Source organism: Flavobacterium pokkalii (assembly GCF_014596575.1).
GTDB classification, from domain to species: Bacteria; Bacteroidota; Bacteroidia; order Flavobacteriales; family Flavobacteriaceae; genus Flavobacterium; species Flavobacterium pokkalii.
Window position 1 is genome coordinate 200631 of sequence record NZ_NASZ01000001.1, and the last position, 18483, is coordinate 219113.

The 18483-nt window shown below is 34.6% G+C and carries 22 protein-coding genes; 12 read left to right on the forward strand and 10 right to left on the reverse strand.

Going from position 1 to position 18483, the window contains the following annotated elements:
* Window positions 1–81: 81 nt before the first annotated feature.
* The 5 genes from B6A10_RS00875 to B6A10_RS00895 all read left to right on the forward strand — a co-directional run bounded on the left by B6A10_RS00875 (window position 82) and on the right by B6A10_RS00895 (window position 4994).
* Entirely contained in the window at window positions 82–1116 is a 1035-nt protein-coding gene (locus B6A10_RS00875; RefSeq protein WP_026712982.1) for a VWA domain-containing protein, read from the forward strand.
* Between the two features lie 42 nt (window positions 1117–1158).
* Window positions 1159–1938, forward strand: coding sequence for a tetratricopeptide repeat protein (locus B6A10_RS00880; RefSeq protein ID WP_055091768.1), 780 nt, complete (start codon window positions 1159–1161; stop codon window positions 1936–1938).
* 82 nt (window positions 1939–2020) lie between these two features.
* Window positions 2021–3772: a BatD family protein gene (locus B6A10_RS00885; protein WP_188219344.1), complete on the forward strand. Its 1752-nt coding sequence runs from the start codon at window positions 2021–2023 to the stop codon at window positions 3770–3772.
* 48 nt (window positions 3773–3820) lie between these two features.
* On the forward strand, window positions 3821–4201 hold the full coding sequence (locus B6A10_RS00890) for a GxxExxY protein (RefSeq protein ID WP_188219345.1): 381 nt from the start codon (window positions 3821–3823) through the stop codon (window positions 4199–4201).
* A gap of 49 nt (window positions 4202–4250) precedes the next feature.
* Complete coding sequence (locus B6A10_RS00895) at window positions 4251–4994, forward strand: tetratricopeptide repeat protein (RefSeq protein ID WP_188219346.1); 744 nt, start codon at window positions 4251–4253, stop codon at window positions 4992–4994.
* A 43-nt stretch (window positions 4995–5037) separates the two neighbouring features.
* On the opposite strand, the gene B6A10_RS00900 is transcribed toward B6A10_RS00895, so the two are convergent.
* Window positions 5038–5547 carry a CvpA family protein gene (locus tag B6A10_RS00900; RefSeq protein WP_188219347.1) on the reverse strand — a complete coding sequence of 170 codons (510 nt, stop codon included), beginning with the start codon at window positions 5545–5547 and terminating at the stop codon, window positions 5038–5040.
* A 117-nt stretch (window positions 5548–5664) separates the two neighbouring features.
* On the opposite strand from B6A10_RS00900, the gene B6A10_RS00905 reads away from it, so the two are divergent.
* From B6A10_RS00905 to B6A10_RS00925, 5 genes are all read left to right on the forward strand, one after another.
* Complete coding sequence (locus tag B6A10_RS00905) at window positions 5665–6021, forward strand: hypothetical protein (RefSeq protein WP_055091764.1); 357 nt, start codon at window positions 5665–5667, stop codon at window positions 6019–6021.
* Between the two features lie 137 nt (window positions 6022–6158).
* On the forward strand, window positions 6159–7178 hold the full coding sequence (gene pheS / locus B6A10_RS00910; RefSeq protein ID WP_188219348.1) for a phenylalanine--tRNA ligase subunit alpha: 1020 nt from the start codon (window positions 6159–6161) through the stop codon (window positions 7176–7178).
* An 89-nt stretch (window positions 7179–7267) separates the two neighbouring features.
* Window positions 7268–7675 carry a hypothetical protein gene (locus B6A10_RS00915; protein WP_055091575.1) on the forward strand — a complete coding sequence of 136 codons (408 nt, stop codon included), beginning with the start codon at window positions 7268–7270 and terminating at the stop codon, window positions 7673–7675.
* 191 nt (window positions 7676–7866) lie between these two features.
* Complete coding sequence (locus B6A10_RS00920) at window positions 7867–8346, forward strand: hypothetical protein (RefSeq protein WP_188219349.1); 480 nt, start codon at window positions 7867–7869, stop codon at window positions 8344–8346.
* Window positions 8347–8448: 102 nt separating this feature from the next.
* Window positions 8449–8763 (forward strand): GIY-YIG nuclease family protein, encoded by a 315-nt coding sequence (locus B6A10_RS00925; protein ID WP_188219350.1) that lies wholly within the window; start codon window positions 8449–8451, stop codon window positions 8761–8763.
* 215 nt (window positions 8764–8978) lie between these two features.
* On the opposite strand, the gene B6A10_RS00930 is transcribed toward B6A10_RS00925, so the two are convergent.
* From B6A10_RS00930 to B6A10_RS00940, 3 genes are all read right to left on the reverse strand, one after another.
* On the reverse strand, window positions 8979–9974 hold the full coding sequence (locus tag B6A10_RS00930; protein WP_055091569.1) for an NAD(P)H-dependent glycerol-3-phosphate dehydrogenase: 996 nt from the start codon (window positions 9972–9974) through the stop codon (window positions 8979–8981).
* A 267-nt stretch (window positions 9975–10241) separates the two neighbouring features.
* Window positions 10242–11399, reverse strand: a complete 1158-nt coding sequence (locus tag B6A10_RS00935) for an iron-containing alcohol dehydrogenase (RefSeq protein WP_188219351.1) — start codon at window positions 11397–11399, stop codon at window positions 10242–10244.
* 1 nt (window position 11400) lies between these two features.
* A complete protein-coding gene (locus tag B6A10_RS00940; RefSeq protein WP_188219352.1) occupies window positions 11401–12150 on the reverse strand; it encodes a type 1 glutamine amidotransferase domain-containing protein in 750 nt (249 codons plus the stop codon).
* 85 nt (window positions 12151–12235) lie between these two features.
* Between B6A10_RS00940 and B6A10_RS00945 the strand changes: the two genes are divergently transcribed.
* Entirely contained in the window at window positions 12236–13132 is an 897-nt protein-coding gene (locus B6A10_RS00945; RefSeq protein WP_188219353.1) for a LysR family transcriptional regulator, read from the forward strand.
* Here the strand turns inward: B6A10_RS00945 and nadD are convergent, their stop codons facing one another.
* From nadD to B6A10_RS00965, 4 genes are all read right to left on the reverse strand, one after another.
* Window positions 13133–13714 carry a nicotinate (nicotinamide) nucleotide adenylyltransferase gene (gene nadD, locus B6A10_RS00950; RefSeq protein ID WP_188219354.1) on the reverse strand — a complete coding sequence of 194 codons (582 nt, stop codon included), beginning with the start codon at window positions 13712–13714 and terminating at the stop codon, window positions 13133–13135.
* Between the two features lie 84 nt (window positions 13715–13798).
* The gene (gene gmk, locus B6A10_RS00955; protein ID WP_188219355.1) at window positions 13799–14371 is read right to left on the reverse strand and encodes a guanylate kinase; all 573 of its coding nucleotides are present in this window, start codon (window positions 14369–14371) and stop codon (window positions 13799–13801) included.
* Window positions 14372–14456: 85 nt separating this feature from the next.
* The gene (locus B6A10_RS00960; RefSeq protein ID WP_188219356.1) at window positions 14457–15317 is read right to left on the reverse strand and encodes a YicC/YloC family endoribonuclease; all 861 of its coding nucleotides are present in this window, start codon (window positions 15315–15317) and stop codon (window positions 14457–14459) included.
* 190 nt (window positions 15318–15507) lie between these two features.
* Window positions 15508–15864 carry an arsenate reductase family protein gene (locus B6A10_RS00965; RefSeq protein ID WP_188219357.1) on the reverse strand — a complete coding sequence of 119 codons (357 nt, stop codon included), beginning with the start codon at window positions 15862–15864 and terminating at the stop codon, window positions 15508–15510.
* A gap of 82 nt (window positions 15865–15946) precedes the next feature.
* Here B6A10_RS00965 and B6A10_RS00970 point away from each other — a divergent pair, with 82 nt between their 5' ends.
* Window positions 15947–16402, forward strand: coding sequence for a DinB family protein (locus B6A10_RS00970; RefSeq protein WP_188219358.1), 456 nt, complete (start codon window positions 15947–15949; stop codon window positions 16400–16402).
* A gap of 51 nt (window positions 16403–16453) precedes the next feature.
* Here B6A10_RS00970 and B6A10_RS00975 read toward each other — a convergent pair whose 3' ends face one another.
* Both B6A10_RS00975 and B6A10_RS00980 read right to left on the reverse strand, forming a co-directional pair.
* Window positions 16454–17311, reverse strand: a complete 858-nt coding sequence (locus tag B6A10_RS00975; RefSeq protein WP_188219359.1) for an MBL fold metallo-hydrolase — start codon at window positions 17309–17311, stop codon at window positions 16454–16456.
* 103 nt (window positions 17312–17414) lie between these two features.
* Complete coding sequence (locus B6A10_RS00980) at window positions 17415–18482, reverse strand: M48 family metalloprotease (protein WP_188219360.1); 1068 nt, start codon at window positions 18480–18482, stop codon at window positions 17415–17417.
* Window position 18483: the final 1 nt, after the last annotated feature.

Genomic DNA, 18483 nt, shown 5'->3' on the forward strand with positions numbered 1-18483 from the left:
TTGAATGAAGATTAACGATTTTTGATCTTTGATTTGGCACTTCAGCAATCAAAAATCGTTAATCAACAATCAAAAATTATTATGGAATTAGACGAAAAAAAATATTTGTACTTACTGATTGTATTGCCTCTTGTGGTTTTACTTTTTCTGATGAATATGTATTGGAAAAAGAAAAAACAAAAGGAATTTGGCGATTTGGAAATCATCAATAAACTTAGTCCGGAACGTTCGGTTTTTAAACCCGTTTTAAAATTGATTGTTCTTTTGTTGGCTTTATTAGCTTTGATTATCGGATTAGTCAATCCAAAAATCGGGACCAAATTAGAAACGGTAAAACGCGAAGGAATCGACATTGTTTTTGCAATGGACGTTTCTAAAAGTATGCTCGCAGAAGACGTTGCTCCAAATCGTTTGGAGAAGAGCAAGCAAATTGTTTCGCAAATTATCAATCAGTTAGGAAGCGACCGCATCGGAATTGTGGCTTATGCCGGAAGCGCTTTCCCGGTTTTGCCCATCACGACCGATTACAGCGTAGCCAAAATGTTTTTGCAAAGCATGAATACCGATATTGTTTCTTCGCAGGGAACTTCTTTGGATGAAGCCATCAGATTGTCAGGGACTTATTTTGATGATAAAAGCAAAACTTCCAAGTTGGTGATTATGCTTTCGGACGGAGAAGACCATTCGGAAGGTGCCGAAGCCGCTGCCGAAGAAGCCAATAAAATGGGAATGCGCATTATTACGGTAGGAATCGGGACTGAAAAAGGTGGAACGATTCCGTTAAAAGTCAACGGAGTGGTTCAAAGTTACAAGAGGGATAAAAATGATGAGGTAGTAGTAACTAAGTTAAATCAGTCCGGGCTTGAAGAAATTGCCAAAGCAACGAAAGGCGGTTATGTGAATGGAAATAATACCAAAGAAGTATTGGATTACATCAAAAAAACCTTGGATAATATTCAGAAAACCGAATTTGAATCGACACAAATGGCCGATTTTGAATCTCAATTTCAGTGGTTTTTAGGATTTGCTTTTCTGTTGTTGTTTGTGGATATTTTCCTTTTGGAGAAAAAAACCAATTGGGTGAAGAAGTTAAACTTATTTAACGAAGAAAAATAAATGGCATTTCTCGGTTTAGAGAAAGAACATAAAAAAATGAAAATGGAGAATTGTAGCAAATACGGATTTACTTTTTTTACTTTCCTTTTTATCGGATTGGGAACTGCTATGGCGCAGCAAAAAGATAAGACCCTGCCTAAAGCTAATGAAGAATATGATCAAAATAAATATGCAGAGGCAGAAGCGGATTACAGAATATCGAATTCAAAATTTCCTAATCGTTCTGTGGCGCCTTACAATTTAGGAAATGCAATTTATAAGCAAAATCAAGCTTCGGAAGCTAAATACGCTTATGCAAAAGCACTAAAAAATGCCCGTTCGCGAGTTCAAAAACACAAGGCTTATCACAATTTAGGAAATGTGTTTATGAAGGAGAAAAACTATTCTGAAGCTGTTGAAGCGTATAAAAATGCTTTGAGAAACGGCCCTTCGGATGAGGAAACCCGATACAACTTTGCCTTAGCTAAAAAAATGCTGAAAGAAAATCCGCCTAAGGATAATAAAGATAAAAACGATAAGAATAAAGATAAAAACAAGGATAAGGACAAAGACAAAAATAATAAGGATAACAAAGATCAGAATAAGGATAACAAGGACAAAAACGATAAAAACAAAGACAAAAACGATCCTAATAAAGATAAAAAAGACGGTAAAGACAAACAGGATCAAAATCAGCAGCCAAAACCACAACCGGGTGGAATTTCTAAAGACCGCTTAGAGAATTTATTGGATGCGGTAAATAACGAAGAGAAGAAAATTCAGGATAAAGTAAAAGCCAGAAAAGAAAAAGGAAGACCTGTTCAAACCGATAAAGATTGGTAAAATTTAGTTTAATCGTTTAATCGCTTTTTGTATTTACAGAAATGATTAAACGATTAAGCAGTTAAACTATTTAAACAATTCGATGAAAAGATATTTAATTGTATTACTGTTAAGTTTTCAGGGACTTTGGGCTCAGGTGCATTTTGAGGCTAAGGTAAGCAAGAACACGCTGGGTCTTAACGAAAGACTTCGTATTGATTTTGTGATGAATATTGACGGAGATAATTTTGACGAACCTTCTTTTGAAGGTTTTCGGGTTATTGCAGGACCGAGTCAGCAGGTAAGTCAGTCCTGGATTAATGGAAAAAGTTCGTTTGAAAAAATCTATTCCTATTATCTGATGCCGGAACGCAAAGGAAGTTTGTTAATTAAACAGGCAACTATTGAGTACAATGGTCAGGTGTATAAAACGTCTCCGGTTAGAGTAACCGTTACTAATGCTGTCGAACAGCCTAAAGATCCAAATGATATTAGTGTTTCTGTAGATGACAATTTGTATTTGGTTGCCGATATTTCGAAAACCAATCCTTATGTAAATGAGCCTATAACGGTAGTTTACAAGCTGTATTTTAGTTACAATATCGGAATTAAGAATTTTAGAGAATTGAGTAAACCAAAATACAATGATTTTTGGAGTCAGAATATTGAAATCAGGCAATTAGTTCCTGAAGAAGGCATGTTCAAGGGCGAAAAGTTTCGTTATGTGGTGTTGAAAAAAACGGTCTTATATCCTCAAAAATCTGGAAAATTATCCATAGAACCACTTTCGATGGATATTGATGTTGAGTTACCTACGAATCGTAGAAATATGTTTGGACAAATGCTTATCAAAGAAGACAGTAAGCGAGTTTCGGCCGGAGCCAGAACTATTGCTGTAAAAGCTTTGCCTGAAGCCGGGAAACCGGAAGATTTTACGGGAGCAGTAGGTAGTTTTGATTTTAGAGTCACTCCAAGTAAAACCGTTCTGAAAAGTGGAGAAAGTCTGGATTTAGTGGTAAGTGTAGCCGGAAAAGGAAATTTAAAATTGTTTACTTTACCTAAACCGGTGGTGCCAAATGCTTTGGAAATGTATGATCCGGTACATAACGAACAGGTGAATACGCCGCTTTCGGGAATGGCTGGGAAGATATCCGACAGTTATACGATTATTCCGCAATACAAAGGGGAATATCCTATTAAACCAATGCAGTTTTCGTATTTCGATTTAAATTCAGGAAGGTATAAAACCATAAGTTCTCAGGAAATTATTGTCAAAGTGCTTGATGGTCCAACGGCTGTGGCAAGTGCTACACCAAATTCCGGAGTGGCTAAAAATAAGGTGGTTGCTAATGAACAATTTCAGTATATCAAGTTGGAAACTCATTTAGAACCAATTCATCCGAAAGATTTTTTTGGGTCTAAATTATTCTACAGCTTATTGCTGATTCCTTTTGGATTATTACCAATAATTGTATTGGCTAAGAAGAAAAAAGAAGCGATTGACGGCGATGTTGTGGGGAACAGAATCAAGAGAAATAACCGATTGGCGAAGAAATATTTATCAGAAGCTAAAAAACAAATCAATAACAAAGAACCGTTTTATGTGGCTCTTGAAAAAGCAATGCACAATTTCTTAAAAGCAAAATTACATATCGAAACTTCCGAAATGAGTAAGGAAAATATCAAAGAAATTTTGTTATCTAAAAAAGCAAATCCGGAATCGGTAAACGAGTTTATTGCTCTGACGGAAAACTGTGAAATTGCCCGATATGCGCCTTCGTCGAGTGCGACAATTCATAATGATTATGAAAAAGCGGTTATGATAATTTCTGATTTGGAAAAACAACTTTCTTAGACGAATAACCACGAAGGACACGAGGAAGGCACAAAGGACACAATGCTTATGACTGAAAATGAAATATCAAAAATAGTTTTTGAAAGTGCTTTGAAAGTTCACAAAGCTTTAGGTCCTGGTTTGTTAGAAAGTGCCTATGAAGAATGTTTATTCTATGAGCTTAAAAAGTATAATGTAAGAGTTGAAAAACAAAAAGCATTGCCATTAATTTATGAAGAAGTAAAGTTGGATGTTGGTTATAGAATAGATATTATTATTGAAGATAAATTTATTGTTGAAGTTAAATCTGTTGAAACATTAAATAATGTTCATTTAGCTCAATTATTGACGTATTTAAGATTGTCAGAATGTAAGTTAGGATTATTAATTAATTTTAATGTCAAATTACTTAAAGAAGGAGTTAGAAGAGTGGTTAACGGAGTACTTTAATTGGTGTTCTTTGCGCCTTCTTTGTGTTCTTAGTGTTTAAATTTTTTTTATGAAAAATATACTTTATATATTATTATTAGTTAGCCAAATTTTCTTTGCTCAGGAAGCTTTTGACAAAGGAAATGAGCTGTATAAAAATGGTAAATACGAACAGGCGATTGATGCTTATAATTCGGTTTTAAGTGCCAATAAACAATCGGCGGAATTGTATTTTAATTTAGGAAATTGCTATTACAAACTCAACAAAGTTGCGCCGGCTATTTATAACTATGAAAAAGCTTTGGTTTTGAATCCGAATGATGGCGATATTCAGAATAATTTAAAGTTTGCTCAAAAACGCACCGTTGACGAAATCAAAGTGGTGCCAAAAGTAGGTTTTGCCAAGTTATTGCGTGATTTTACAGGAATGTATCATTACAACAGTTGGGCGTGGATTGCCGTAGCTTTTTCGGTATTGTTTTTAGTTTGTTTTTTAGGCTATTATTTTTCAGCTTTAACATTAAATAAAAGACTGTTCTTTTTCGGAATGTTTGTAATGTTAGTAGCTGTAGCGATAAGTGTTTCTTCGGCTGCTTTTGAAAAAAGTTATTTTAAAAACGAAAGACCGGCAATTGTTTTTGCTGAAATGACCGAAGTAAAAAGCGAACCACAAAAAATGGGTGCGGATGTCGTGGTGTTGCACGAAGGAACCAAAGTTTTTGTCAAAGAAACTGTTGATAATTGGAAAAAAGTACAATTAACCGATGGAACCGAAGGTTGGATTGACAGCGAAGCCATTCGGGAAGTAAAATAAGATTACAGATTTCTGTTAATTGTGACTGAACACTGAATACGGATTACTGATCACTTTTTTTCAAATCACCGTACCATTTTGCAATTGAAGGATACATAAAAGCGGCTGTTTTTTGAATCGGATAGTAAAATATGGATTTGTCCAGCGTTTCTTTTTTAGCAAAAAAATGATTGTGATTGATTTTTTCGAAAATAGTAAAAATCATCCCCACGATTAAAACGGTTTTTAGCACGCGAAATAATCCTCCGCCTAATTTATTAATCCATCCTAAGAAAGCAAAATCAACCAGTCCGGTTAGGATTTTGGCTAAAAAATGAATGCCAATAACAACAGCCAAGAAAGTCAGGATAAAGGCAAAAACCTGAATACTGTTTGGATTCCAGTGAACGTGATTGGCAAGAATATCTTTGGTTACAACCGAGAATTTTACGGCAAAATAAACTCCAACCAGTAAGGAAAGAAAGGATGCTAATTCGATAAAAAGTCCGTTAGCAATTCCTTTGTATAAAGCAAAAACGAGTAAAGCGCCTAAAATAATATCTAAAAAACCCATAAAATAAGAGAATAGTATAAAGAGCAAAGATAAAAGAATTATGTTGGTATCTTTGCCGGAAATAATTTTATGTTTTATGAACTCATAACTCATAACTCATAACTCATAACCAAAAAAATGTCAAGAGATATAAAACTTAAAGAGCGTTGGGAAAAGCTCGTCGATATACTTTCAAACCAATTTTCGCAGGGAGAAGATTTGGATTTGGACGCCATTATTTTTCTAATTGGAGTTCAGGAATTAGGGAAATTACATCGGGAATTTAAAAAAGATGAAAAAGTAAACCTGATGCATATTGCCATTTGTCGTTTGCTGGAGCCTTATGGCTATTACGAATTTGATTTTTTTGACGCCGAAGGCTGGCCGCATTACAAAGTAAAAGAACAATTACCTTCGTTAAAAGCAGGAGAACAATCGGTTTTGATGAAAGAGGCCATTGTGAATTATTTTATCGAGAAAGAACTTATTGATTGATGATTGCGGAGTAACGATTGATGACCCGAGCGATAGCGAACTGGCGAAGCATTTTAGATTTGCTTTAAAAACTCATAACTCATAACCCATAACTCACAACTTTTACTTAAATTTGCACTCTCAATTATTGGACGAAAATGATAGATAAGATTAAAGAATATATTGGTGAAGCACAGGCTTTTTCTACGCAGGATACAGCCGAATTAGAATCATTCAGAATTAAATTTTTAGGAAGTAAAGGAATTCTAAAAGAGTTTTTCGCTGAATTTAAGAATGTGCCTAACGAACAAAAAAAGGAATTTGGTCAGGTAATTAATTTGCTTAAAACTTCTGCCGAAGACAAAGTAAAATCCATCCAGGAAGCTTTAGAAAGTAAGGAAGAAGCTAAAGGCGTTTATGGCGATTTGACCCGCGCTGCCGAGCCGGTGACTATTGGTTCGCGTCATCCGATTTCGATTGTGAAAAACCAAATTATCGATATCTTTTCTACCATTGGTTTCAATGTTTCTGAAGGTCCGGAAATCGAGGATGACTGGCATAACTTTACCGCTTTGAATTTACCGGAATACCATCCGGCGCGTGATATGCAGGATACTTTTTTCATTCAGACAAATCCTGATATTTTATTGCGTACCCACACTTCGTCGGTGCAGGTGCGTTATATGGAAAATAATAAACCGCCTATCAGAACGATTTCTCCGGGACGTGTTTTCCGTAACGAAGCCGTTTCATCCCGTTCGCACTGTATTTTTCACCAGGTGGAAGGATTGTACATTGATAAAGAGGTTTCTTTTGCCGATTTGAAACAAACTTTATTGTATTTCACTAAAGAGATGTTTGGAAAATCTAAAATCCGTTTGCGTCCTTCTTATTTTCCATTTACGGAGCCAAGTGCCGAAATTGATATTTACTGGGGACTGAAAACCGAAACTGATTACAGAATTACCAAAGGAACAGGTTGGTTAGAAATTGGAGGTTGCGGAATGGTAGATCCTAATGTTTTGAAAAACTGTGGAATCAATCCAGATGAATACAACGGATTTGCTTTTGGAATGGGAGTAGAGCGTATTGCGATGTTGTTGTATCAAATAGGTGATATCCGTATGTTTTATGAAAATGATGTTCGTTTCTTAGAGCAATTCAAATCGATAATATAATTTATAAGTCCTTAGTTGGTAGTCCTTAGTCCTTAGTTTAAAATATTGCTAAGGACTGAGTACTAAGTACTAGGGACTCTTTTTTAAAAATGAAAAAAGACATAACAATCCCCGAAGTAGAAAACGTATTCATTGCAGCCGTTCAGGAATGGAGTGACGATTTTATGGAGAAAGTGTGGTATGCTTATTTAGTAAACGACAGCGATTTTGATATCGACAGCGTGATGGTGGTTTCAAAAGCTTTTGGGACTATTGATGGCGAAATGAAGAAAACTTCTATTTTGCGTCATGCATTTGTACAGGTTCCGGCTGTTTCTGTCATTAAAATTGAATTAGTTGAGAAAAGTCTTTTGGCCTTGAATAACGAATTTATGCTGACTTATTTCATTGGAAACACTTTATACGACAAGAAATTTATTTTTAAAGCCAATTCCATTAACGAAAACAACACCGAAGAAGTGCCTATTTTGTTTGTGGATGGGGTGATTGTCCGATAAGCTGCTAAAAAAAAATAATGACCGTAGATTCACAGATTATAAATGTGAGTTTGCGGTTTTTTTATTTTCTGTTTTTGTAAGTATTGTTTTGTATATTTGAATAATGTATTGCGTTTAAAAGATTTATCTATATAAAATGAGATTGTTTTTCACATTTATTAATGGATTGATATTAATTATAAAATATGATTATGAAAAGTTTATATAGCTTAATTGGAACAATTGTATTAATCAGTTCATGCCAAACAGAAAATAAACAAAATACATTGCTTTATATAAATCACGTCAATAAGTTGGAATTACTAACTGTAGACGATAATTGTGGAGAATGGGGTGGCAATGAAAAGCAATTAATAATTTATCGAGATGATTTTAAAGGTCAACTTCTAGCCGATTATTCCGAAAAAACTAAAACTTGTGGTAATGGAAGTGAATCGAAAATTACTAAATTAATTAAGCGTATAAAGATTACCGAAGAAGAAAATAATTTAATTGTTGAAAGTATTAATGAGCTTTGTAAAAACAAAATGGATAGAGAAGAATATCCATCTCACAGTGGAATATTTAACCGAATTATGCTTAGTGATTCCTCAATGATAATTACAGATTTTCCTTCAGTTGAGTTGAAAAAGTTTAATGAATTAGTTCAAAAATTAAACTTAAATAATTAATACTTGACATCGCATATTTACCATAGATAAAGAATAAACACACAGTTTTGTCATTCCGACGAAGGAGGAATCTCCGCAAAGGAATTAACCCAAAGATTAGTTATGCAATTTCAGGAAGGTTATCACACCTATTACATATACATTATTACAAATAAAGTTAAAACGGTTTTGTATACGGGTGTGACGAATCATCTAAAAATTAGATTGCAGCAACATAAAGAGAACATAGAATTAGATAATAAAACTTTTGCTTCAAAATATCAGGTACATTATTTATTGTACTTTGAAAAATTTACCTGGATTCAAGAAGCAATTACCAGAGAAAAAGAAATTAAAGGTTGGCGTAGAGAGAAAAAAATAGATTTAATCAAAACTATGAATCCAGATTTAGTGTTTCTTAATTATTTATTTGAATAAACTTTGATTGTGGAGATTCCTCCTTCGTCGGAATGACAAGTTTTGGGTTAACTGATTTGGAAGTTGAAAAAGAATTAGGTTGGTTATTAAAAAACAACCGCAAATTCACTTATTATAATTTGCGACCCGAGCGATAGCGAATAGGCGAAGCAATTTGCGGTTGCTCTCGTTATGTGACTGCTTCGTTCCGATAGCTATCGGAACTCGCAATGACATTAATCCAGTTTTTCAGTCAGTTTTTTAAATACAGTTCTGGCGTTTTTACCTTCATATAAAACTTCATGTACTGCATCTATAATTGGCGTTTTGGCACCATAACCCTGATTGAGTTTGTAAGCACTTTTAGCGGCATAATAACCTTCGGCAACCATGCTCATTTCCATCATGGCGCTTTTTACGGTGTAGCCTTTTCCAATCATGTTTCCGAACATTCGGTTTCTTGAAAACACCGAATAACCCGTTACCAACAAATCACCCAGATAAGCCGAATCATTGATGTTGCGTTTCATTTTGTGCACTTTTCGAATGAATTTCTTCATCTCACGAATGGCATTACTCATCAACACCGATTGGAAGTTATCACCATAACCTAAGCCATGAGCAATTCCGGCAGCAATAGCATAAATGTTTTTAAGCATCGCGGCATATTCCGTTCCAATGATGTCATCGGTAATTTTGGTTTTGATGTAATTGCTGTTGAGACTTTTAGCAACTGTTTTGGCTTTTTCAGGATCGCCACAGGCAATTGTTAAGTATGATAAACGTTCCAGTGCCACTTCTTCGGCGTGACAAGGTCCTGTGATTACACCGATATTGTAATATGGAATTTCGTATTGAAAATGGAAATGTTCACCAACAATCAAACTGGTTTCCGGAACAATTCCTTTGATAGCTGAGAAAATAATTTTGTCTTTAAGGGAAACGTTAAGTTGTTGCAATTCGGCATCTAAAAAGGCCGAAGGAATAGCAAAGACAACATAGTCGGCATAAGCTACAGCTTCGTTGATGTCGTTAGTTAGCAATAACTTTTTGGTGTCAAATTCAACTGAACTGATGTAGTTTGGGTTGTGTTTGTATTTTTTGATGTGTTCAATCGCAGATTCATTACGCATATACCAAGCCACTTCATTAAGATTTGCACAGAGCATTTTTGTAATAGCTGTTGCCCAACTTCCGCCACCAATTACTGCAAACTTTTTATTTTGATCCATCTTTTGTTAGAATTTATTCAAAAATACTTAAAAATGCAGTAATGAAACAAGATTAATCGTTTTTTAGTGTGAGGCTGTTGGTGAAAAAAAATTAATTTTTTTGATTTTTTTATAATAAAGGTTTGTTTTTTTTCGTTGTAAGTTTCTGTATATAAATAATTTGTGTTTTTCTAATATTGTTAGAATTAGTTAATTTAGTTTTGGTGTTATGAAAAAGGCGTCTTCAAAAAATGTAGACGCCTTTTTTTTGTGTCTTGTAGAGTGTTTTTAGTAACTCATTTCAACAATTGCTTTTACTTTTTCAAGGGTAACCTGTTGGTTTTCTCCCAATCCTTTCCAGCCTCTTTCTTCAAATCGGTTTACGATAAAATCGGCGGTTTTGGTATAATCATTGGTATATTGAGATAATTTGGTGTCCATTCCCATTTGGTGGAAAAAGGCAACCGTTTTATTAATAGATTCCTGAGCAATTTCTTCTTCGGTACCGTTTAAATTAAAAATACGTTTTCCGTATTGCGCCAGTTTTGCTTTTTTTGTTTCAAACAAAACCCGGTATAAATTAGGGCCAATAATGGCTAAAGTTCGGGCGTGATCAATGTGGTATAAAGCGGTTAATTCGTGACCAATCATGTGTGTCGCCCAGTCGCTGGGAACGCCTTTTTGAATCAGTCCGTTCAGTGCCATGGTACAACACCACATGAAGTTAGAAGCCAGAGCGTAATCGTTTGGATTTTCGACTACTTTTGGACCAACCTCGATTAAAGTTTGCAAAATTCCCTCTGAAATTCTGTCTTGTAAATAAGCATCGTGTGGATAAGTTAAATATTGCTCCATCACGTGGGTAAAGGCATCGACCACTCCGTTTTGCAATTGTCTTTTAGGTAAAGATTGAATCACGGTTGGGTCGCAAACAGAGAATTTTGGAAATAAAGCACTTCCGCCTGAAGCTAATTTTTCCTGAGTGGCTTCGATTGTTACGACATATCCGGAATTCATCTCAGAACCGGTTGCCGGAAGTGTCAGAATGGTTCCAAATGGCATCGCATTTTCTGTTATCAGAATGCGTTTTTGCAGAATATCAATCGGATTTCCGTCAAAGTGAACTGCGGCCGAAATAAATTTTACACCATCAATTACGGAACCACCGCCAACAGCCAGAATAAAATCAATATTTTGTTCTTTGATAATCGTCACGGCTTTCATTAGAGTTTCAAAATGCGGATTGGGTTCAATGCCGCCAAATTCTACAATTTCAAATCCTTTGAGATTGTCGGTTACTTGTTGGTGAATTCCGTTTTTAAAAATACTTCCGCCACCGTAAGCCAGTAGAATTTTAGCGTTTTTTGGAACTAATTCCGATAATTTTTCTATTTGTCCTTTACCAAAAACCAGTTTGGTTGGGTTGTATAATTCGAAGTTGAGCATATTAATTTTTGTTGTTTAATTGACCTAATAATTTTTGTGCTACCAGTTTTGAAGAAGCGGGATTTTGTCCTGTGATTAATAAACCATCTTCAACGGCATAAGGTTGCCAATTTTCAGATTTAGAATAAATGGCGCCATGTGCCTGAAGTACTTCTTCCAGCAAAAACGGAACGACATTCGTCAATCCTACCGCAGCTTCTTCCGTATTTGAAAATCCGGTTAATTTTTTGCCTTTTACTAAATAATTACCTTTTACTTTTACATCTTTAAGTACAGCAGGAGCATGGCAAACAAAAGCTGCAGGCTTGTTATGGGTGTAAAAAGATTCGATTAATTTGATAGAGTATTTGTCCTGAGTCAAATCCCATAACGGACCATGTCCTCCGGGATAAAAAACAGCATCATAATCAGCTTCTTTTACATTGGTTAATTTTAGAGTGTGTTTTAGTTTGTTCAATAATGCAGTGTCGGCATCCAATCTTTTAGTGTCTTCAGTTGCCGAAGCAGGATCAGCACTTCTTGGGTCAATTGGGGGTTGACCTCCCAGAGGAGTTGCAATGTCAATTTGGATTCCTTTATCAGCTAATTCATAATAAGGAGCTGCAAATTCTTCTGTCCAAAAACCTGTTTTTTCTCCTGTGTTTCCTAATTTGTCATGACTGGTAAGGACAAATAATACTTTTTTTTGAGCAAAAGCTGAACTGTTGAATATTGTAAATGCTATAATTACAAAGAATGTTATTTTTTTCATAAGATTTATTTTTAGGCGAATTTACGACCAAAGTGATATTTGTAAAAATAAATTAAACTATGTTTGTGATAAAAATATTTATATCATGGTGAATTTAGAATGGTACAGGACTTTTAAATCGGTGTATAAAAACGGAAATTTTTCAGTGGCTGCTAAAGAGTTGTTTATTAGCCAGCCGGCAGTTAGTCAACAAATATCAATGTTGGAAGCACATGTGGGATATAAATTATTTAATCGAAAATCAAAAGGAGTTGAGGCGACAGAATATGCCAAGTTACTCAACAACTTAATTATTGACGCATTGGATCGTTTGGAAAATGTTGAAAATGGATTTAGATCTAAGGCTCAGAATTCAAAACGGCTAATCTCTGTTGGAATTTCAAAAAACCTGTTTAGCAGTTTAGGAAATAGTTTGATTTCAAAATTTGATTTTATCGACTTTACATTTTCTGAAAATGAGACGCTTTTTGAATTGATAGATTCTAAAAAGCTTGATTTTGCAATTGTTTCCAAACGATTTGATACTTTCGATACCGTTTATGAATTGGTAGGAAAAATTAAATTAGTTATGGTAACTTCTCTACAACAGGATGTAGCTACATTTCATGAAAAATTAAAATCAGATAATCTCATCGAAATAGAGCAATGGTTAAATGAACAAAAATGGTACAGCCATGATGCAAGAATACCTCATATTAAATTGTTTTGGTTGCATGCATTTAATAAAAAAAGACCATCTATGGTTGCTAATTATATTATTCCTTCTGTTTACGAAATGCTTGAAATATTATCGAAAAATTCCGGTATTGCAATCACCTGGAATTGTAATGCGAATCAATTTATCAAAGAAAATAAATTAAAATTGTTGTGGGAAAATGAAAAGATGCCGGATGTAGATGTGTTTTTATTAACAGCAAAAAATAATAATCTGAATTCTTTTTTTGAAATAATTTCTAACGAATTAAAAGAATCTTTAGCTTAGTTATTTCTTGTAAAACAAATTGTGGTCGATGTATTCCCAGACTTTTTCGGTTAATAACGGACGAATATTTTTGCCTGATTTGATGTTGTTTCGAATAAAAGTCGAAGAAATCTCTACGACAGGAGCATCGATAAGATGTACTTTTGGGTGATTTTTAAGTTCAACATTTTCGACTTCTGACGAAATACGCGGATACACATAAATGTTATGATGTTCTAAAATGGCTTCGTAGTTTTTCCATTTGTGAAACGATTTCAGATTGTCTTCGCCCATAATCAGGGAAAATTCGTGACTGGGATATTTCTCTTCCAAATGCACCAGCGTGTTCACGGTATAGTTTGGCTGCGAAAGTTTGAATTCGATGTCTGAAGGTTTGAGTTTTGGATAATCTTCCGTAGCGAGAAAAACCATTTGCAGGCGGTGGTAGTCGTCCAGTAAAGTGCTTTTTTTCTTTAAAGGATTGTGTGGTGTAACCACCAGCCAAATTTGGTCTAAATCGGTATGTTCTGCCATGTGATTAGCAATAATCAAATGCCCCACGTGAATGGGGTTAAAAGTACCGAAATAGAGTCCGATTTTCATTTTTGTGATTAAAGATTTAAAAATGAAATGATTTAAAGATTGGTTTGTTTTAGAATTCTTCAATCTTTAAATCTTTTCACTTTTTTAATTATTTACAAAATTCCTAACCAATTCAGTTGCTTCTTCCAAAGCTACGCTTAAATCATAATTTTTAATAATCACATCAAATTGTGGAGCAGTTGCCAGTTCTACGTGAGCTTTGGCTATTCGCATGTTGATTTTGTCTTCACTTTCGGTAGAGCGTTCTTTTAAGCGACGTTTCAATTCGTCCACACTTGGAGGTTTTACAAAAACAGCCAATGTTTCTTCAGGGAATTTGTGCTTGATACGCAATCCTCCGGCAACATCAATATCAAAAATGACGTTTTTTCCCATGGCCCAAATACGTTCTACTTCGCTTTTTAAAGTTCCGTAAAAGTTATCTCTGTACACTTCTTCCCATTCTACGAAATCTTCGTTTTTGATGTGGTTTTTGAATTCCTCCAAAGAGATAAAATAATAATCCTTACCGTTTACTTCCTCACCTCTGGCTGCGCGTGTTGCTGCCGAGATAGAAAACTCCAGATTTAAGTCGGCTTGTTTTAGTAAATGTCTAACTATAGTTGTTTTTCCGGAACCAGATGGTGCCGAGAATACGATTAATTTTCCTTTTTTCATTTTTTTAGTATTAGTCCTTAGCTTTTAGTCCTTAGTCCTTAGTTGTTTTCATTGCTAGGGACTAAGGACTAGGTACTAAAAACTTTTATAAAACATTCAAGACTTGCTCTTTTATTTTTTCCAATTCGTCTTTCATCATCACGACTAATTTTTGCATTTGTGCGTGATTGGATTTAGAACCCATAGTGTTGATTTCGCGACCCATTTCCTGGGTGATGAAACCCAGTTTTCTACCATTGGCTTCTGTTCCGTTTAAGGTTTCCAGAAAATAATCCAAATGGTTTGTCAAACGTACTTTTTCTTCAGTAATGTCTAATTTTTCTAAATAATAGATTAATTCCTGTTCGAAACGGTTTTGGTCAACGTTGGCTTCTAATTCTGAAATTGCAGTTTGCAAACGGTCTTTGATATTTTGAATGCGCTCCGGATCTAAAGCCAGTGTGTCATTCATGTATTGACGGATATTGGCAATACGCAATTGGAACTCTTTTTCCAGTGAAAGTCCTTCATCTTTTCTAAAAGAGCGAATGTTGTTCAGACTTTCATCGATGCTTTTTTTTATCTGAGCCCATTCGTTTAAGTCAATTTCTTCTCTTTCCACTTTTAGGGTGTCCGGCATTCGAACGGCCATTTTTATCAATTCGGTTTCATCAGCATCAGCATAAATTTCTCTAAGTTGAGCGATGTAAGCTTTTACGATAGGTACATTGACTTTTGTTGAAGTTTGCTCGGCAGTATTTTCGATATAAATTGAAAAATCTACTTTTCCTCTTTCCAGTGCGGCGGCAATTTGGGTGCGTAAACCTAATTCCATTTCACGATATAAGGAAGGGATTCTAACGTTTAGGTCTAAGCCTTTGCTGTTTAAAGATTTAACTTCAACGGTAATTTTCTTGGTTGGTAACTGCAAAGTAGCCTTACCAAAACCGGTCATTGATTGTATCATATCATTTTCTAAAAAGTGGTCAAAGATAGGAAAAAGTTCGCAGTAGTCAGTTTTCAGTTTTTCAAGTGAAAAATTTCAACTTTAAGAGAGATTAATGGATTGTTTAACCATTAAGAGATTAAGTATATTAAGCTTAAAATACCTTAATTTCTTAATGGTGAATTTCATTTTGGTTTCAAAATTGAAAATGCTATCGGTTTAGTGCCTGAATTACATTTTCCACATTTTGTTTGCTGTTGCCAATGTAAATTTTGTTCTCAATAATAAAAACAGGTCGGCTCAGGAAAGTATAATGTTCTAAAATATATTTCTTAAAATCAGCTTCAGTTAAATTTTGGTCTTTTAATCCCAATGATTTATACAGCTGCGCTTTTTTGCTAAAAAGGGCTTCGTAGCTCCCTGAAAGTTGGTGCATTTCTTCTAATTGTTCTGTGGTGATCGGATTTTGTTTGATGTCATGCAATTCCAAACTGTGATTCTCAGGTAAAGATTTGATAATTTTTCGACAAGTGTCGCAAGAGGAAAGATGGTATACTTTATTTGTCATAATATTGATTCTTTTATGCAAAGAAAAATCATTTGCGAGCTTAAATGCGTATTTTTACGCAAAATTTTACAAAAGCAATACAATGAAAGAGATTTTAGAGATTACTAAAACTAGTAGAAACATGGTTTCTAAATTGATTCAGGGTTACACTTTAGAGCAGTTGAACAAAGTTCCTGAAGGTTTTAATAACAATTTGATTTGGAACGTGGCGCATATCATTGTGACACAGCAGTTGTTGGTTTATAAATTGGCGGGTTTGCCAATGATGATTTCGGAAGAATTAGTTGAAAAATATAGAAAAGGGACAAAAACGGAAAATCAGGCTTCTCAGGAAGAAGTTGACGAAATTCTGTCTTTGTTGCATGCTACGGTTGCGCAAACCGAGAAAGATATTGAAAATAATTTGTTCCAAAATTTCAACGAATATCCAACTTCTACCGGATTTGTATTAAAAAGCAATCAGGATTCGATGGAATTTAATAATTTCCACGAAGGACTTCATATAGGTGTGATTATGGCAATTCGAAAATTAGTATAAAGCTAATTTTTTTTTAATATGAAGAGTTCCTGTTTCAGGAACTCTTTTATTTTATAAAATGTCCGCACAGCTAAAAACTTCATTCAATCGCACTCCTTTTTCGGTGTGTTGTACTGTTATAATTTCGTTATGCGCATCATGCTCTAAAAACAGATAGTAATTATTGTCGGCGGCAGCATGCATGAATTTTGTTTTTTCATCCATGGTCAAAAGTGGTCTCGTATCATAACCCATAACATAAGGAATCGGAATGTGTCCGGCGGTGGGTAATAAATCGGCGCAAAAAACAATGGTTTTTCCTTTGTATTGAATATGCGGAATCATTTGTTTTTCGGTATGACCATCCACAAAGAAAATCCCGAAATCCAGTGCTGATTTTTCCAAAAAATCACTGTCATTTTTCGGGATAAAATGAAGTTGGCCACTTTGTTGCATAGGCAAAATATTTTCGGTCAGGAAAGACGCTTTTTCTCTGGAATTGGGTTCGGTTGCCCATTGCCAGTGATTTTCATTCGTCCAAAATTTAGCATTTTTAAAAGCCGGTTCGTAGCCTGTTTTGTCTTTATTCCACTGAATAACACCTCCGCAATGATCAAAATGCAAATGCGTTAAAAAAACATCAGTAATATCATCGCGATGAAAACCGTATTTTGCCAATGAAGTGTCTAAAGAATGCGACCCCCAAAGCGAATAATAGCCAAAAAACTTTTCCGATTGCTTGTTTCCCATTCCGGTATCAATTAATATCAGCCGATTACCGTCTTCAATCAGCAAACTTCGGGCTGCCATATCAATTAAATTATTGGCGTCGGCCGGATTGGTTTTGTTCCAAATGCTTTTGGGAACTACACCAAACATGGCGCCTCCGTCCAATTTAAAATTTCCTGTTTCGATGGGATATAATTTCATTAAATTGTAAAATAAAAAATTCAACAATAAAACTACTAAATAATTGTAGTTTCATTGTTGAATCAGTATGATTTTTTTGTTGTAAATCTTAATCCAAAAATTATTATTGCTTCAATTTAGCAAATAAAATTTCTAATTGAGGATGGTTTGTATTTGTAAATTTTTGATTTTTAATCATTTTATCAATATACTCAATTCTATTTTCTGTTACCGGATGCGAACTTAAAAACTCCGGAATCGAAATGCTTTGATGTTTTTGCAATCGTTTAAACAAATTAGACATTCCCTGAGGATTTACCTTATTTGCTAACAATATTTTATAACCATCAACATCAGCCTGATGTTCAAACTCTCTTGAAAAAGATAAAGACTGGAAACTATTTATATTGTCGCCAATTGTTGCCATAATTCCATTGGCATCTCCTAAAATTACCGAGATAAACAAATAACCAGACAAACTACGACAAAGCATTTTCATCGAATGCCGATTATTAACATGCGAAGCCTCGTGACCTAATAATCCCACGAGTTCATCATAATTTTTCATTTCTTCGAGAATGCCCGTAAAAACAACTATCCTTCCGTCTGGCAAAGCAAAAGCGTTGATTTCATCCGACTTTACAACAATAAACTTAAGATTTTTAGTGTTTTTAAGATTTAGTTGTTTGGCAAAATCATTCAATAATTTTGTTTTCTTCGAGTCGACATTCATGAAATACTCATTTCCTGCCCAGGCTGAGTTGCCTAATTTGTTATCATATTCCTCAGGAATCAAATTTACCGATTGCTCGGCTGCCCAGGGAATCACATAAACATAACACAAGCCAATAATCCCCAAAATTACTACAGCAATACCAAAATGAGCGGGAAATCCTAAATCCAGCAATTTTTGATACCAACTTATATGGCCGTTTTCTCTCCTGAAATGATGAATAATATTGATAAAATGGTCATCTTTAATTTTGATATGCTGTATGACTTCAGAACCGTACTTTAAGTGGAGTCCTGTTGCTCTTTTGTCAAAAAAAACATCTTTAACGAGCCATTTACAATGTGTACCATCAGATATTTGAAACTCTAAAGTTGCATTTAATTTATTCAACGACAACTCTATTTGTTGCGGAACCGATGAGTTGCCATCATAAAAAACGGCTGTAGTTTTATTATTCATC

Coding starts and splice junctions, on each gene's coding strand:
- B6A10_RS00975 (WP_188219359.1), bottom strand. CDS start 17,311: ATGAAATTATATCCCATCGAAACAGGAAATTTTAAATTGGACGGAGGC.
- B6A10_RS00980 (WP_188219360.1), bottom strand. CDS start 18,482: ATGAATAATAAAACTACAGCCGTTTTTTATGATGGCAACTCATCGGTT.
- B6A10_RS00885 (WP_188219344.1), top strand. CDS start 2,021: ATGAAAAGATATTTAATTGTATTACTGTTAAGTTTTCAGGGACTTTGG.
- B6A10_RS00905 (WP_055091764.1), top strand. CDS start 5,665: ATGTCAAGAGATATAAAACTTAAAGAGCGTTGGGAAAAGCTCGTCGAT.
- B6A10_RS00925 (WP_188219350.1), top strand. CDS start 8,449: ATGCAATTTCAGGAAGGTTATCACACCTATTACATATACATTATTACA.
- B6A10_RS00965 (WP_188219357.1), bottom strand. CDS start 15,864: ATGACAAATAAAGTATACCATCTTTCCTCTTGCGACACTTGTCGAAAA.
- B6A10_RS00940 (WP_188219352.1), bottom strand. CDS start 12,150: ATGAAAAAAATAACATTCTTTGTAATTATAGCATTTACAATATTCAAC.
- B6A10_RS00935 (WP_188219351.1), bottom strand. CDS start 11,399: ATGCTCAACTTCGAATTATACAACCCAACCAAACTGGTTTTTGGTAAA.
- B6A10_RS00875 (WP_026712982.1), top strand. CDS start 82: ATGGAATTAGACGAAAAAAAATATTTGTACTTACTGATTGTATTGCCT.
- B6A10_RS00880 (WP_055091768.1), top strand. CDS start 1,159: ATGGAGAATTGTAGCAAATACGGATTTACTTTTTTTACTTTCCTTTTT.
- B6A10_RS00930 (WP_055091569.1), bottom strand. CDS start 9,974: ATGGATCAAAATAAAAAGTTTGCAGTAATTGGTGGCGGAAGTTGGGCA.
- B6A10_RS00895 (WP_188219346.1), top strand. CDS start 4,251: ATGAAAAATATACTTTATATATTATTATTAGTTAGCCAAATTTTCTTT.
- B6A10_RS00920 (WP_188219349.1), top strand. CDS start 7,867: ATGAAAAGTTTATATAGCTTAATTGGAACAATTGTATTAATCAGTTCA.
- B6A10_RS00900 (WP_188219347.1), bottom strand. CDS start 5,547: ATGGGTTTTTTAGATATTATTTTAGGCGCTTTACTCGTTTTTGCTTTA.
- pheS (WP_188219348.1), top strand. CDS start 6,159: ATGATAGATAAGATTAAAGAATATATTGGTGAAGCACAGGCTTTTTCT.
- gmk (WP_188219355.1), bottom strand. CDS start 14,371: ATGAAAAAAGGAAAATTAATCGTATTCTCGGCACCATCTGGTTCCGGA.
- B6A10_RS00915 (WP_055091575.1), top strand. CDS start 7,268: ATGAAAAAAGACATAACAATCCCCGAAGTAGAAAACGTATTCATTGCA.
- B6A10_RS00970 (WP_188219358.1), top strand. CDS start 15,947: ATGAAAGAGATTTTAGAGATTACTAAAACTAGTAGAAACATGGTTTCT.
- B6A10_RS00945 (WP_188219353.1), top strand. CDS start 12,236: ATGGTGAATTTAGAATGGTACAGGACTTTTAAATCGGTGTATAAAAAC.
- B6A10_RS00890 (WP_188219345.1), top strand. CDS start 3,821: ATGACTGAAAATGAAATATCAAAAATAGTTTTTGAAAGTGCTTTGAAA.
- B6A10_RS00960 (WP_188219356.1), bottom strand. CDS start 15,317: ATGATACAATCAATGACCGGTTTTGGTAAGGCTACTTTGCAGTTACCA.
- nadD (WP_188219354.1), bottom strand. CDS start 13,714: ATGAAAATCGGACTCTATTTCGGTACTTTTAACCCCATTCACGTGGGG.